Annotated in this window: 12 protein-coding genes; 8 read left to right on the plus strand and 4 right to left on the minus strand. The window is 73.4% G+C overall.

Annotated elements, in window-relative coordinates; genetic code table 11:
• The first annotated feature begins 89 nt into the window (after positions 1 to 89).
• A complete protein-coding gene (lon, locus tag ACFWR9_RS27595; RefSeq protein WP_383846585.1) occupies positions 90 to 2576 on the plus strand; it encodes an endopeptidase La in 2487 nt (828 codons plus the stop codon).
• Between the two features lie 135 nt (positions 2577 to 2711).
• On the opposite strand, the gene ACFWR9_RS27600 is transcribed toward lon, so the two are convergent.
• Positions 2712 to 3572, minus strand: coding sequence for a LysR family transcriptional regulator (locus ACFWR9_RS27600; RefSeq protein WP_383846586.1), 861 nt, complete (start codon positions 3570 to 3572; stop codon positions 2712 to 2714).
• A gap of 69 nt (positions 3573 to 3641) precedes the next feature.
• On the opposite strand from ACFWR9_RS27600, the gene ACFWR9_RS27605 reads away from it, so the two are divergent.
• Positions 3642 to 4571, plus strand: a complete 930-nt coding sequence (locus ACFWR9_RS27605) for a DMT family transporter (RefSeq protein WP_383846587.1) — start codon at positions 3642 to 3644, stop codon at positions 4569 to 4571.
• 70 nt (positions 4572 to 4641) lie between these two features.
• Here ACFWR9_RS27605 and ACFWR9_RS27610 read toward each other — a convergent pair whose 3' ends face one another.
• Positions 4642 to 5469 carry a lysozyme gene (locus ACFWR9_RS27610; protein WP_383846588.1) on the minus strand — a complete coding sequence of 276 codons (828 nt, stop codon included), beginning with the start codon at positions 5467 to 5469 and terminating at the stop codon, positions 4642 to 4644.
• 253 nt (positions 5470 to 5722) lie between these two features.
• On the opposite strand from ACFWR9_RS27610, the gene ACFWR9_RS27615 reads away from it, so the two are divergent.
• Positions 5723 to 6217, plus strand: coding sequence for a MarR family winged helix-turn-helix transcriptional regulator (locus tag ACFWR9_RS27615; RefSeq protein WP_383846589.1), 495 nt, complete (start codon positions 5723 to 5725; stop codon positions 6215 to 6217).
• A gap of 13 nt (positions 6218 to 6230) precedes the next feature.
• Here the strand turns inward: ACFWR9_RS27615 and ACFWR9_RS27620 are convergent, their stop codons facing one another.
• On the minus strand, positions 6231 to 7022 hold the full coding sequence (locus ACFWR9_RS27620; protein WP_383846590.1) for a protein phosphatase 2C domain-containing protein: 792 nt from the start codon (positions 7020 to 7022) through the stop codon (positions 6231 to 6233).
• 450 nt (positions 7023 to 7472) lie between these two features.
• Between ACFWR9_RS27620 and ACFWR9_RS27625 the strand changes: the two genes are divergently transcribed.
• The 5 genes from ACFWR9_RS27625 to ACFWR9_RS27645 are packed head-to-tail and all read left to right on the plus strand — an operon-like array spanning position 7473 to position 13195.
• On the plus strand, positions 7473 to 10319 hold the full coding sequence (locus ACFWR9_RS27625; protein WP_383846591.1) for a nitrate- and nitrite sensing domain-containing protein: 2847 nt from the start codon (positions 7473 to 7475) through the stop codon (positions 10317 to 10319).
• Positions 10316 to 10828: a roadblock/LC7 domain-containing protein gene (locus ACFWR9_RS27630; RefSeq protein ID WP_383846592.1), complete on the plus strand. Its 513-nt coding sequence runs from the start codon at positions 10316 to 10318 to the stop codon at positions 10826 to 10828. Before ACFWR9_RS27625 ends, ACFWR9_RS27630 begins: the two co-directional genes overlap by 4 nt.
• Positions 10825 to 11265 (plus strand): DUF742 domain-containing protein, encoded by a 441-nt coding sequence (locus tag ACFWR9_RS27635; protein ID WP_383846593.1) that lies wholly within the window; start codon positions 10825 to 10827, stop codon positions 11263 to 11265. Before ACFWR9_RS27630 ends, ACFWR9_RS27635 begins: the two co-directional genes overlap by 4 nt.
• Positions 11246 to 11887, plus strand: a complete 642-nt coding sequence (locus ACFWR9_RS27640) for an ATP/GTP-binding protein (protein ID WP_383846594.1) — start codon at positions 11246 to 11248, stop codon at positions 11885 to 11887. Before ACFWR9_RS27635 ends, ACFWR9_RS27640 begins: the two co-directional genes overlap by 20 nt.
• A 45-nt stretch (positions 11888 to 11932) precedes the next feature.
• Complete coding sequence (locus tag ACFWR9_RS27645; protein WP_383846595.1) at positions 11933 to 13195, plus strand: styrene monooxygenase/indole monooxygenase family protein; 1263 nt, start codon at positions 11933 to 11935, stop codon at positions 13193 to 13195.
• Here the strand turns inward: ACFWR9_RS27645 and ACFWR9_RS27650 are convergent.
• The gene (locus ACFWR9_RS27650) at positions 13159 to 14319 is read right to left on the minus strand and encodes an NlpC/P60 family protein (protein WP_383846596.1); all 1161 of its coding nucleotides are present in this window, start codon (positions 14317 to 14319) and stop codon (positions 13159 to 13161) included. The two genes, ACFWR9_RS27645 and ACFWR9_RS27650, sit on opposite strands and share 37 nt — an antisense overlap.
• Positions 14320 to 14375: the final 56 nt, after the last annotated feature.

A 14375-nucleotide genomic window follows, 5' to 3' on the forward strand; every position in this document is an offset into this window, starting at 1 on the left:
TCGCTCAGAGCGAACGACCCCCGGGGAACAATCAGGGACTCCCTTTCATTGAGTCGATGTAACTCAACTTGACTGCCGAAGGGGAGATCATGGCTGCTGAGTCCGCCGCCTTCACACCGCTCGCCCTGCCCGTGCTGCCGCTCGACGACGAAGTGGTCCTGCCCGGCATGGTCGTCCCCCTGGACCTGAGCGACGCCGAGGTACGGGCCGCGGTGGAGGCCGCCCAGGCCGCCGCCCGGTCCGAGCCCGGCAAACCCAGGGTCCTGCTCGTCCCGCGCATCGACGGCACCCACGCCGCCACCGGCGTCCTCGGCACCGTCGAGCAGGTCGGCAGGCTGGCCGACGGCGACCCGGGCGCCCTGATCCGCGGCCGGGGCCGGGTGGCGATCGGCGCCGGCACCACCGGTCCCGGCGCCGCGCTCTGGGTCGAGGGCACCCGCGTCGACGAGACCGTGCCCGACCCCCTGCCCGGCCAGGTCGCCGAGCTGGTGAAGGAGTACAAGGCCCTCGCCACCGCCTGGCTGCGCAAGCGCGGCGCCTGGCAGGTCGTCGACCGCGTCCAGGCCATCGACGACGTCTCCGCGCTCGCCGACAACTCCGGTTACTCGCCGTTCCTCAGCACCGAGCAGAAGATCGGGCTGCTGGAGACCGCCGACCCGGTCGCCCGCCTGAAGCTCGCCACCCAGCAGCTGCGCGACCACCTCGCCGAGCAGGACGTCGCCGAGACCATCGCCAAGGACGTCCAGGAGGGCGTCGACAAGCAGCAGCGGGAGTTCCTGCTGCGCCGCCAGCTCGACGCGGTACGCAAGGAGCTGCGCGAGATCAACGGCGAGGCAGGCAAGGATGCTGCCGAGGAGTCCGACGACTACCGCGCCCGCGTCGAGGCCGCCGACCTGCCCGAGAAGGTCCGCGAGGCCGCGCTCAAGGAGGTCGACAAGCTGGAGCGGTCCTCCGACCAGTCGCCCGAGGGCTCCTGGATCCGCACCTGGCTCGACACGGTCCTTGAGATGCCGTGGAGCGAGCGCACCGAGGACGCCTACGACATCCAGGGCGCCCAGGCCGTGCTCGACGCCGAGCACGCGGGCCTGGCGGACGTGAAGGAGCGCATCACCGAGTACCTCGCCGTGCGCAAGCGGCGCGGCGACCGGGGCTTCGGCGTCGTCGGCGGCCGGCGAAACGAGGAGGGGGCGCGTAGCGCCTCGGTTGAGGGTGGTGGTGGGCGACGGGGGGGCGGTGCCGTGCTGGCCCTGGTGGGCCCGCCCGGCGTCGGCAAGACCTCGCTCGGCGAGTCCGTCGCCCACGCGATGGGCCGCAAGTTCGTCCGCGTCGCCCTCGGCGGCGTCCGCGACGAGGCCGAGATCCGCGGCCACCGGCGTACGTACGTCGGCGCACTGCCCGGCCGGATCGTGCGGGCGATCAAGGAGGCGGGGTCCATGAACCCGGTCGTCCTCCTCGACGAGATCGACAAGGTCGGCTCCGACTTCCGCGGCGACCCCGCCGCGGCCCTGCTCGAAGTCCTCGACCCGGCCCAGAACCACACCTTCCGGGACCACTACCTGGAGGTCGAGCTGGACCTGTCCGACGTCGTCTTCCTCGCCACCGCCAACGTCCTGGAGGCCATCCCGGAGGCCCTGCTCGACCGCATGGAGCTGGTCCGCCTCGACGGCTACACCGAGGACGAGAAGGTCGTCATCGCCCGTGACCACCTGCTCCCGCGCCAGCTGGAGCGGGCCGGACTCGACGGCGAGGAGGTCACGGTCGAAGAGGGCGCGCTGCGCAAGCTCGCGGGCGAGTACACCCGTGAGGCGGGCGTGCGCACCCTGGAGCGGTCGATCGCCCGGCTGCTGCGCAAGGTGGCGGCCCAGCACGAACTGGGCGAGCGGGACCTGCCCTTCACCGTCACCGACGCCGACCTGCGCGCGCTGATCGGCCGGCCGCACCACGTGCCCGAGTCCGCCCAGGACCCGGCGGAGCGGCGCACCTCGGTGCCCGGCGTGGCCACCGGCCTCGCGGTCACCGGCGCGGGCGGCGACGTCCTCTACGTCGAGGCGTCGCTGGCCGACCCGGAGACGGGCGCGGCGGGGCTGACCCTGACCGGTCAGCTGGGCGACGTGATGAAGGAGTCGGCGCAGATCGCGCTGAGCTTCCTGCGCAGCCACGGCGCCGAACTGGAACTGCCGGTGGGCGACCTGAAGGACCGGGGCGCGCACATCCACTTCCCGGCGGGCGCGGTCCCCAAGGACGGCCCGAGCGCCGGCGTCACCATGACCACGGCCCTCGCCTCGCTGCTGTCCGGCCGGCTGGTCCGCACCGACGTGGCGATGACCGGCGAGGTCTCGCTGACCGGACGTGTCCTGCCGATCGGCGGGGTCAAGCAGAAGCTGCTCGCGGCGCACCGGGCGGGGGTCACCACGGTGATCATCCCCAAGCGCAACGAGCCCGACCTGGACGACGTCCCGGCGGAGGTCCTGGACAAGCTCGACGTCCACGCCGTCAGCGACGTCCGGCAGGTGCTGGAACTGGCGCTCGCCCCCGCGACCAACGGGGCGGCGCGTACTACTCCGGTCGCGGCGTGACAGACGCGGCCGGATGAGACGAAGGCCCAGGTTCCCGTGAGGGGGCCCGGGCCTTCGCCATGTGTGCCCACGCCATGTGTGCCCACGCCATGTGTGCCCACGCCATGTGTGCCATGTGTGCCGGGGCCGTGGCACCTACCCCTCGGGGACCACCTCGCGGGCCAGGCGGACCAGGTCGGGGATGGCCGGGTGGGTCGGGGTGCCGCGCTTCCAGGCCAGCACCAGGGGGACCGGCGGCGCGTCGGTCAGGGGGCGGTAGGCGATCGCGGGGTGGATGTGCAGCCGGGGGGTGGCCGAGGTCGAGACGCCGACGGCCCGGCCCGCGGCGATCGCGGTCAGCCACTCGTCCGTGTTGGTGACCTCGATCGTCGCCGTGGGCCGCACCTCCGGCGGCCACAGATCGAGCGTGGTGGTCCCGGCCACCGTGTTCAGCGCGATCGGCCACGCCCGGAGGTCCGCCAGCGTCAGGGTCTCCCGTCCGGCCGGCTCGCTGTCCGCGGGAACCACCGCCACCCGCTCCTCCCGCTTCAGCAGCTCCGTGACCAGTCCGGGCGCGTCCAGCGCCCCGCGCAGCAGCGCCACGTCGACCTCGCCGCGGGTCAGCCCGGCCGTGCGGTCGTCGATCCGGCGCAGCTCCAGCGGTACGTCCGGGTGCTCCTCGTCCCAGCGGCGCAGCAACGGGACGGTGTGGTCGCCGAGCGCCGCCCAGGGGTGGCCCAGGCGCAGCGGCAGCGCGCCCAGCGAACGCGGGTCGAACACCGCGTCCACCGCGGCCAGCGCGGCCGCGGCCCGGTCCCGGAAGTGCCGGCCCGCGGCCGTCAGCTCCAGGTGGTGCGTGGAGCGGTCGACGAGGCGGGTGCCGAGGTGGGTCTCCAGCTGGCGCAGGGTGCGGGACAGCGCAGGCTGACCGGTGTGCAGGCGCGCGGCGGCGCGCGTGATCGTGCCCTCCTCGGCGATCGCGAGGAAGGCCCGCAGATGGCGCAGCTCCATGGTCATGCCTCACGAGCATAACCACGGACCAACAGGCATTTCACGGGCCACGCCCGGATTCCTAGCGTGGGGGCCATGGCAGAGACGACCCCCGCGGCCCTCGCCGCGCACCCCGCGGTCCCGCCCGCCTCCCGCACCGCCCTCGCCCCGCCCGGCGCGGGCAGCCTCAGCGGCATCGCGATGGTGCTGGCCGGCACCGTCTCCGTGCAGTTCGGGTCGGCCGTGGCCGCCCTGCTGTTCCCGCAGGCCGGTGCCTTCGGCGTGGTGGCGCTGCGGGTGACGCTCGCCGCGCTGCTGCTGATGGCGGTCTGCCGCCCCCGCCTGCGCGGCCACAGCCGCTCCGATTGGGCCGTCGTGACCGCGTTCGGGGTGGCCCTGGGCGGCATGAACCTCCTCTTCTACCAGGCGATCGAACGGATCCCGCTCGGCCCGGCCGTCACCCTGGAGGTGCTCGGCCCGCTCGCCCTGAGCATGTTCGGCGCCCGCCACGCCCTGAGCCTGGTCTGGGCCGCGCTGGCCCTCGCCGGGGTCGTCCTCCTCGGGCACGAGGGCTTCGCCGAACTGAGCCCGGCGGGCGTCGCCCTCGCGCTCGGCGCGGGTGCGATGTGGGCGGCGTACATCGTCTTCAACGCCCGGGCCGGTGCCCGCTTCGCCCGCCTCGACGGGCTGGCCCTGGCGATGACCGTGGCCGCCCTGCTGAGCCTGCCCCTGGGGATCGGGTCGGCGGGTACGGCGCTGCTCCAGCCGTCGGTGCTCGCCCTCGGGGCGGCCGTGGCCCTGCTCTCCTCCGGACTGCCCTACACCCTGGAACTCCTGGCCCTGCGGCGGCTCCCGGCACCCACCTTCGCGGTCCTGATGAGCGTGGCCCCGGCGATCGCGGCGCTGGCCGGCTTCCTCGTCCTGGACCAGGGCCTCTCCCTGCCGCAGTGCCTGGCCGTCGCGCTGGTGGTGGCGGCGAGCGTCGGCGCGGTGCGGACCGGGAGGCGCGGGGGCGAGGGCGGGTGACCCGGCCCGGTCACGCAGGCCGGCGCCGGGCGCCCTCCCCCTCGGGCGGGCGACCGGCGCCGGCGTCGTGTCAGCCGTTGGCGAGCGCCCGCACGCGGTCGAGCGCGCCGTTGAACCTGTTGTGGTCGCCGACCGTCGGACCGGACGACGTGTACTGCCACATCGTGTAGTAGCCCCAGCCGGCCGGCAGCGTGCCCACCGACGCGGCGTACCGGGCGATCCACAGCGGGTTGTTCGCCGCGAAGCCGCCGTAGTTGCCGGTGCACTGGGTCCACCAGCTGGTGGCCGTGTAGATCACGGCGTCACGGCCGGTGCGGGCCTTGTACGTGGTCAGGAAGTCCCGGATCCACGACACCATCTGGCTCTGCGACTTGCCGTAGCAGGCGGCGCCGTACGGGTTCCACTCGATGTCCAGCGCACCCGGCAGCGTCCTGCCGTCGCGGGACCAGCCGCCGCCGTGGTCGACGAAGTAGTTGGCCTGGGCGGCGCCGCTCGCGCTGTCCGGGGTGGCGAAGTGGTAGGCGCCGCGGATCATGCCGACGTTGTACGAGCCGTTGTACTGCTGGGCGAAGTACGGGTTGGTGTAGTACGTCCCCTCGGTGGCCTTGACGTAGGCCCACTTGACCCCGCTGTTCCACAGGGTCGACCAGGCGACGTTGCCCTGGTGGCTGGAGACGTCGACGCCCTCCGTCTGGGCGGCGCCGCCCGGGACCGGGGTGCCGTGGCTCCCGTCGTGTTCCAGGACGCCCATGCCCATGTGGGCGGAGCCGCGGGGCGGGGTGTCGGCGGCCGACGACGCCTGCGCGGGGAGGGCGGACACCAGGGAGAGGGCGGCGAGCAGGATCCCGGTGACGGCGAGACGCCGGCCGCGGGCCGATCCGGATCTGTGCACGAGCATGACGTGCCTCCGATGGCTCGGTGGTGCTCGGTGGGGGATGCGCGAGTGGGGAGGAGAACCCGCGTGTGGCGTGGGCATGCCATTCAGGGGCTCCGGTGAAGACGCTACGCACGTAGAACGGGCGGTGGGAAGGGGGACCGGAAGCTGCCGTTGGTCTAAGCCTGCGAAATACTTGCCAAGCTGCGGCGATGGCGGGCCGTGGCGGAAACTTTCAGGACCGGGAAAACCGGGAAGAACCGAGTCAGGGGCTGACGTGCACGAAGACGGCAACGGCGACGGTCGCGGAGTCGAGTCCGAGCTTGCCGGAAGTGGTGTGAACCAGCCGGAGTTCCTGGCGCTGGAGCGGGAGTTGACGGTGCTGCTGCGGCGCGCCCGGGCCAACCAGGGCGAGATGGCCCGGGAGGTCCACCCCGACCTGGAGTCGTCCGCGTACGGCCTTCTCGTGCGGCTCGGCGAGTGCGGCGGGCAGCGCGCCACCGACCTCGCCGCCTACATCGGCGTCGGCAAGGCGACCATGTCCCGGCAACTGCGCGCCCTGGAGGAACTCGGCCTCGTCGCCCGCGAACCCGACCCCGCCGACGGCCGCGCCTGGCTCGTCACCCTCACCCCGGAGGGCCAGGACCGCGTCGGCCGCGTACGCGAGGCCCGCCGCGCCCGCTACGCCGGCCGGCTCGCCGACTGGGACCCGCGCGAGGTCTCGGAACTGGCCCGGCTGCTGCACGAACTGAACCGCGGGATGGAGAAGTAGCCCCGCTCCCGCGTCACAGCTCCGCGTAGACGACCGTCGCGTCGTCGTGGGTCTTGCTGCGGCCGAGGTGCGCGCGGGCGTCCGCCGCGTCCGTCCGTTCCAGCTCCCGTACGCGGTCCACCAGGGCCTGCGCGCCCTGTTTGCGCAGCAGCGTGAGGCAGTCCGTCCAGTCGCCCTCCCGGAACTTCTCCACCCACCGCGCGGCCCCGTCCGTCAGCGCCGCAAGGGTCCGCACCTCGCCGCGCGGCAGCACCCCCGTCACCGCGCGCGCCGCCACCGCCGGATCGGCTGCCGCCGTGAAGAAGCCCCCCTCCTTGTTGCGCAGGTTGGCGTCCACCATCGCGTCCGTGGCGAGCGCCGAGCGGGGGAGCCTGGCCAGCCGGTCGTCCAGGACGGCCGAGACCGTGCCGTCGGGAGCCTCCACCAGCAGGGCGGAGTCGGAGAGGACCAGGAACTCGACCTCGGCGGGGGACCAGCGGGCGAGGACCACGGTTGCCTGCGGGGTGCGCGGGTGAGAAAGGTCACAGGTTTCCGCGTGTGCCGCGGAGGTACGCGCGATGGCGCGGGACAGCGCGTCGACGAGGGGGACATCCAGCAGTGAAACGGTCAGTTCGGTCAGCGCGCCGCCGAGGTGAGCCGTGAACCAGGGCACGGAATGCAGACATCCCGTCCCGGTCCGCGGGGGCGTCACCCCGTCCAGCACGACGAGTGAGCCGCCCTGCCCCGAGGCCGGTAGTCCGACGCTCGCGAAGTCCTCGTTGGGGTGGTCGGCCAGTCCGGGTTCGGAGACGAGTTCGGTGCGCATCCGGCCAGTCTGCACGACCCCTTCACAGCCTCCGCCAAAGGCTGGCACCCTCCACGGATTCCCCCGGAACCGACGCGGTGACGCAGGTCAGGCGCCTGATTTGAGGTGGAATTCCAGGCCCGGACGACGCGTGGCGGCACATAGTGCCACCGCCTGTCGCAGACGTCCAACCGGCACGCCGCACACCCGTGTCGCACGCGCCAGGGGAACTTGCCCACCAACTCCCGTCCGGGGTTCACTCCTTCGGGTGGCGGGTCGGATGATGCGTGCTCACCACCCACCGGCACTGGGAGGGTCGGGAAACTGCGGGGGGCCTGCCCCGCTCACGCGGTCTCCCCGCCCGACGCGCTGTCGGCGGCCGGGGAACGGCCCGGAGCTCGGCGGAGGATGCCTGCGCCGACCGGCCAGTTGACGGAGCGCCACCCGGGCCCACGGGTACACGAGTGAGGAATGCGAGCACCGGTGCAGAAGACGCGGCCTCGTCGCACAGACAAGCAGACGGCCCCCGCGGGGAGCGCGGAGCGCACCCCCGGCACCTCCACCCCTCCGCCGCCGGAGACCCCCGCCGGCAAGGGTCGTCCCACCCACGTACGCAACCGCCTCATCGTCGCCGTGGCGGTCGTGGCCGCCGCCGTCGCCGCGGCCGGTGCCCCGTCGGTCGTGACCGCCTCCGGGCAACTGCACGACTCCCAGGAACTGGTGACGCTCGCCGAGCGGACCCAGGGCGCGCTCAGCCTCGCCCACTCACTGGCCGACGAGCGCGACGAGGTCACCCCCTACATCGCGGCCGGCCGGCCCGAGGACAAGGCGCCCTCCGAGCAGCGCAGCGCCCGCGTGGACCGGCAGGTCGAGGAGCTGCGCGACGACGCCGACACGCCCTCCGCCCTGCGTGAGGACCTGGACGCCATCGCCGCCCTGCGCCGGGCCGCCCTCACCGGCAAGAGCACCGCCCTCGAATCCCACCAGGCGTACTCCGAGGCCATCACCGAACTCCACGCCCTGGCCGAGAAGCTGGCCGAGGAGATGCCGCCCCGCGCGGGCGCCGGCGCCTACGCGCTCGCCGAACTGGACACCGCCGTCCAGCAGGCCGCCGCCACCCGGGGCCTGCTGCTCGCGGCGCTCGCCGTGCCCAGCAGCACCCAGACCGTCATCGACCCGATCACCGGCCTGCCGACCGAGAGGACCACCTCCTCGGACGCGGACGCCAAGCAGCGCGACGCGCTCGCCGCCGCCGCCCAGCAGGCCCGGGTGCGCTCCGACGCGGCCCTCGCCGACTTCCGCGAGGGCGCCCCCAAGGAGGCGCGCGGCAGCTTCGACGCCACGGTCGCCGGGCCCGAGGTCAACTCCGCCGAGAAGTACCTCGCCGGACTCACCGACGAACCGACGCTCTCCGACGACGACCTCGGCACCAGCACCAAGCGGCTGGACGCCGCGCTCTCCGCCCGCGTCGACGCGATGCGCGGCGCCGAGTCCGCCCTCTACGAGAAGCGCACCACGGCGCTGGAGCAGCTGCGCGACGACGACGTCACCGCGCTGGAGATCCGGATCGCCGCCCTCGGCGCCCTGATCCTGCTCGCCCTCGGCATCGCCACCGCGATGGCCCGCACCCTCACCCGCCCGCTGTCGGTGCTGCGCCGCGGTTCGGCCCGGCTGGCCGGCGCGGAGGACATGGCGGCCGAGGAACCGGTCGCCTTCACCGGCCGCAACGACGAGTTCGCCCAGGTCGTGCGTTCCGTCAACGCCCTGCACGCGCACGCCGCGACGCTCGCCGAGCGGGTCAACACCCTGGAGTCCGACCGCAAGCACCTCGTCGGCCAGCGCCAGAAGATGGCCGACGCCCGCGAGGAACTGCGCGCCGAACTCGCCGAGTCCGCCGCGCGCCTCGACGTGGTGCGCAAGAGCATCGGCGGCACCTTCGTCAACCTCGCGCTGCGCACCCTCGGTCTGGTCGAGCGGCAACTCGCCGTCATCGAGAGCCTGGAGGAGCGCGAACAGGACCCGGACCGCCTGTCCACCCTGTTCAAGCTCGACCACTTCGCCACGGTCATGCGCCGGCACAGCGAGAACCTCCTCGTCCTGGCCGGCACCGAACACGTCCAGCACAGCGCCTCACCGGTGCCGCTGGTCGACGTGGTCCGGGCCGCGGTGAGCGAGATCGAGCGGTACGAGCGGGTCCGCATCGCCGCGCTGCCGCCGCACGCGCACGTCGCCGGGTTCGCCGCCGACGACCTCTCCCACCTGCTCGCCGAACTGATGGAGAACGCCACCTCGTTCTCGCCGCCGGACCTGCCCGTCGAGGTCTCCGCCTGGCTGCTGGAGAACGGCGAGGTGATGCTCTCCGTCCAGGACGAGGGCATCGGCATGGCCACCGACCGGCTCCAGCGGCTCAACGCCCGCCTCACCGACTTCGACCCGCAGGCGCCGTACGACCGGGAGGGCGAGGACGGTCTCGGGCTCGGCCTCTACGTGGTCGCCCGGCTCGCCCACCGGCACGGGGCGCGCGTGCGGTTGCGGGAGCAGAAACAGGGCGGTGTCGCGGCCGTCGTCGTGCTCCCCGCTCCGCTGCTCGCACCGGCCCCGCCGGCGGCGCTGGCCCCGACCGTGCCGGTGTCCGACGGGACGGGTTCCTTCTCCCTCCCGGGCGCCGACGCGGAGGCCAACTCCAACGTCCTGCACGGGCGCGCGGAGAACGGCGCGCACCGCGGCGCGGACCCGCTGGTGGCTTCGGCGGAGGAGGCCGTACGGCGCGCGGAGGCGAACGCTCCCGCCGCACCGGCCGCACCGGCCGCAGTCGACGCCGCGGCCGCACCGGAGCCGGAACCGGAACCCGAACCGGAACTGGAGGGCGCACCGGTCGCCGAGAGCGCCGAAACGGACACCGACGCGCCCGGGACCCAGGACGAGACCGCAGCCCCGGGCCGGGACCTCCCCGACGACACCACGATGGCGCTCCTGCTCCCGGCCCAGGCAGGACCACCGGACTTGGAGCCCGCTCCCGGCCCGGAGCCCGCCGCCGACCCGTACGCCGTCGGCCCCGACGGCCACGACCGCACGCCGGACGAGGCCGACCCCGTCACCGACAAGGGCCTGCCCAAGCGGACCCCGAAGCTCAGCACACCCGCGACGGCACCGCGGCAGCGCACCTCGGGCTCCGTCGACGCCGAGGCACTCCGCCGCCGTCTGGGAGGATTCCGCCAGGGGGCGGAAGCCGGACGACGCGACGTCGAGGCGGAGATCGCCGCGGGGGACACAACCGTAGAAGCCACGGGGGGCACCGTCGAGGAGGCAAGCAGTTGACCGCGCCCAGTACCTTCGGTCTGAGCAGTGAAGCCCGCAATCTCCACTGGCTGCTGACCAACCTCGTCGAGGAGGTGCCCGGCATCCAATCGGTCGCGGTGGTCTCCTCCGACGGCCTCCTGCTCCTCTCCTCCGACCCCGGTCGCAACGAGGAGGCCCGGCAGGTCCGCGAAGCGCCCCGCACCGGCCCGCGCGGCTCGGCGGCCGACCTCGCCACCGTCGTCTCCGGCGTCGGCAGCCTGACCATCGGCGCCGCCCGGCTGATGGACTTCGGCACGGTGAAGCACACGATGGTCGCGATGGACGAGGGCAGCCTGTTCGTGATGTCGGTCAGCGACGGCTCGCTGCTCGGCGTGCACGGCTCCGCCGACTGCGACATGAGCGTCGTCGCGTACCACATGGCGCTCTTCGTCGGCCGCGCCGGCCATGTCCTGACGCCCGAACTCCGCAGCGAGCTGCGGAAGTCGCTGGAGTCCGAGTCGTCCGAGTCGACGGGGAGCGCCCGATGAGCAGCAGTCCCGGGAACAGCCGGGGGCACCTCCCCGTACGCGGCGCCGACCGCAAACCCGCCCGCGTACGCCCCTACTCGCTCACCGGCGGCCGGACCCGCTTCGGCCACGTCCTGCTCGTCGAGACGTTCGTCGGCGCCACCGCAGGCACCGCCGCGCTCGAAGCCGCCGAGGAGCGCAAGGAACTGACGAACGGCGGCCTCTCCTCCCGCGTGATGCCGGAGATGCGGGCCATCGTCGAACTGTGCCGCCGTATGCGTACGGTGGCCGAGATCGCCGCGCTGCTGAAGATGCCGCTCGGCGTGGTCCGCGTGCTCCTCAGCGACCTCGCGGACCAGGGAAAGATCCGTGTGTACGGCACCGGGACCGGCCACGGCACGGGCCGCCCGGACCGCGCTCTGCTCGAAAGGGTGCTCAGTGGACTCCGTCGTCTCTGACGCCGCCGCCTCCGGCGTCTCCCCGCTCGTCGACCCCGACGAGCCCGTGCAGCCCTGGCAGACGGACCGCACCCGTGCGCCCGTGGCCACGAAGATCGTGGTGGCGGGCGGATTCGGGGTCGGCAAGACCACCCTGGTCACCGCCGTCTCGGAGATCACGCCCCTGCAGACCGAGGCGCTGATGACCGAGGCGAGCGAGGAGACCGACGACCTCACCGCCACCCCGGGCAAGCTCACCACCACCGTGGCCATGGACTTCGGCCGCATCACGCTCGACGACGACCTGGTGCTCTACCTGTTCGGCACGCCGGGCCAGCAGCGCTTCTGGTTCATGTGGGACGACCTGGTGCGCGGCGCGATCGGCGCCGTCGTGCTGGCCGACACCCGGCGCCTGAAGGACTGCTTCCCGGCCCTGGACTACTTCGAGAGCTGCGGCCTGCCGTACGTCGTCGCCGTGAACCACTTCGACGGCAGCGAGCTGTTCGGGGCGGAGGACGTGCGGGAGGCGCTGACGATCCCCGCGCACATACCTGTAATGATCATGGATGCGCGCCGTCGGATCTCGGCCATCGAGACCCTCTTGTCCCTCGTGGGCCACGCGCTCGACGAAACCCCCGAGTAGTCCCCCGAGTAGTCCCCGAGCAGTCCCTTTAGGAGCGTCCCCCGCATGCGGAAGATACTCGTCGTCGGAGCCGGCCAGTCCGGTCTCCAGCTCGCCCTCGGCCTCCAGTCGCACGGCTACGAGGTCACCCTGATGTCCAACCGGACCGCGGACGAGATCCGCACCGGCCGGGTCATGTCGACGCAGTGCATGTTCCACACGGCACTCCAGCACGAGCGCGACCTCCAGCTGAACTTCTGGGAGTCGCAGGCCCCGAAGATCGAGGGACTCGGCGTCTCGGTCGCCGCCCCCGGCTCGCACGACCCGGGCCCGACCCAGCGCGCGATCGACTGGCTGGGCAGGCTCGACGGCTTCGCGCAGTCGGTCGACCAGCGGGTGAAGATGGCCGGCTGGATGGAGACCTTCGCCCAGCGCGGCGGCCAGCTGGTCATCCACGGCGCGGCCGTCGGCGACCTGGACTACTTCTCCCGCGCCTACGACCTGGTGCTGGTCTCCGCGGGCAAGGGCGAACTGGTCCAGATGTTCGGCCGCGACGCCTCCCGCTCCCCGTACAGCGAGCCCCAGCGCGCCCTCGCGGTGGCCTACGTGCACGGGATGGGCCCGCGTCCGGAGCACCCGGAGACCGAGGCAGTCCGCTGCAACCTGGTCCCCGGCGTCGGCGAGCTGTTCATCATGCCGACGTTCACCACCTCCGGCCGCGCGGACATCCTGTTCTGGGAGGGCATACCCGGCGGCCCGCTCGACGCCTTCAAGGACGTCAAGGACCCGGCCGAGCACCTCTCCCTGACCCTGGAGCTCATGGAGAAGTTCGTGCCCTGGGAGTACGCGCGGGCCACCAAGGTCGAGCTGACCGACGCCGGCGGCACGCTGGCCGGCCGCTACGCCCCCACCGTCCGCAACCCGGTCGGCCGGCTCCCCGGCGGCGGCCTGGTCCTCGGCGTGGCCGACGTGGTCGTCGCCAACGACCCGATCACCGGTCAGGGCTCCAACTCCGCCTCCAAGTGCGCCGCCGCCTACCTCGCCTCGATCCTGGAACAGGGCGAGAAGGAATTCGACGAGACCTGGATGCGGCAGACCTTCGAGCGCTACTGGCAGACCGCCCAGCACGTCACCAAGTGGACGAACGCCATGCTCGCCCCGCCGCCGGAGCACATCCTGAACCTCATCGGCGCCGCCGGCCGGCTCCAGCCCGCTGCCAACCGCTTCGCCAACGGCTTCAACGACCCGTCCGACTTCGAGAACTTCTTCTACGACCCGGCGAAGACCGGGGCCTACCTCGCCGAGATCTCGGGAGGGGCCGGCGCGTAGGGCGCCGCGTACCCCTCGTCCGAGCCGTTCGTCGCGCCCTCCGGGAGGGCCGGGGGCGCGTAGTGCCGCAGGGGCTCGGCGGCGGGGTCGGGGCGTACGGCGCCCAGGACCGGGTTGGCGGCGATCGGGGAGACCTTGACGTCGGCGCCGGGGCGGGGGGCCTGGACCACCATGCCGTCGCCGAGGTACATCGCGACGTGGGTGGCCTCGGGGAAGTACACGACGAGGTCACCGGGGCGCAGTTCGGCGAGCGGTACGCGGTCCAGGCGGGCCCACTGCTCCTGGCTGGTCCGGGGGATCGCCGTCCCGGCCCGGTCCCAGGCCACCGAGGTCAGCCCCGAGCAGTCGTACGACGCCGGGCCCTCGGCGCCCCACTCGTACGGCTTGCCGAGCTGCTCCACCGCGAAGCGCACCGCCCGGTCGCCCGCCCCCGACGGCTTGGCGTCGTCGCCGAGCGCGCCGGACGCCATGAACCGCTCCTGCGCGTCGGCGATGCCGCTGCGCTCGAACTCCGCCAGCGCGGCCAGCTCCGCGGGGCTGAGCGAGGCCAGCAGTTCCTCGACGGCGTGCAGCCGGTCGCGCACGTCGTCCCGCTCGCTCACCTGGCGTCCGGCGAGGGAGCGTTGCGCGTCCAGGGCCTCGCGCGCCCGCCGGGCCAGCTCGTCGGCCTTCTTCGTGTCGCCGGTCAGGCGGCCGACCGTCTCGGCGCGTTCCCGGGCCAGCTGCCCGATCACATGCCCCTGGTCGAGCGCGTGCTGCGGGTCGCGGGCCAGCAGCAGCCGCAGATAGGGGGAGAGGTTGCTGCTGTTCTGGTACTGCTGCCGGGCCAGCCGCCCGGCCGCGCCCCGGCTGTCGCTCAGGGAGTGCCGGGTCCGGGCCAGCTCGGCGTCCAGCCGCCGCACCTCGGCCCGCTGCCGGGTCAGCCGCACATCGGTGCCGTTGTAGGCCTCGGTGGCCTTCTCCGCCTCCCGGTACAGCTCCTGAAGCTCCGTCAGCAACTCGGACAGGGGGCGGTCGCCGCCGGTCCCGCCGGGTCGGGGCTCGGCCGCGGCGGGCCCGGGCGCCAGGGCGATCCCCGCCGCCATCGCCGCCGTACACACCAGACGCAGAAGCCTTCCTGACACGTCATCACCTCCGATGCGGGGCGGCGGGTCCGCTCCGCACGGCGAGCCTGTGACGT

It is taken from the genome of Streptomyces sp. NPDC058534 (assembly GCF_042717365.1).
Lineage (GTDB): Bacteria > Actinomycetota > Actinomycetes > Streptomycetales > Streptomycetaceae > Streptomyces.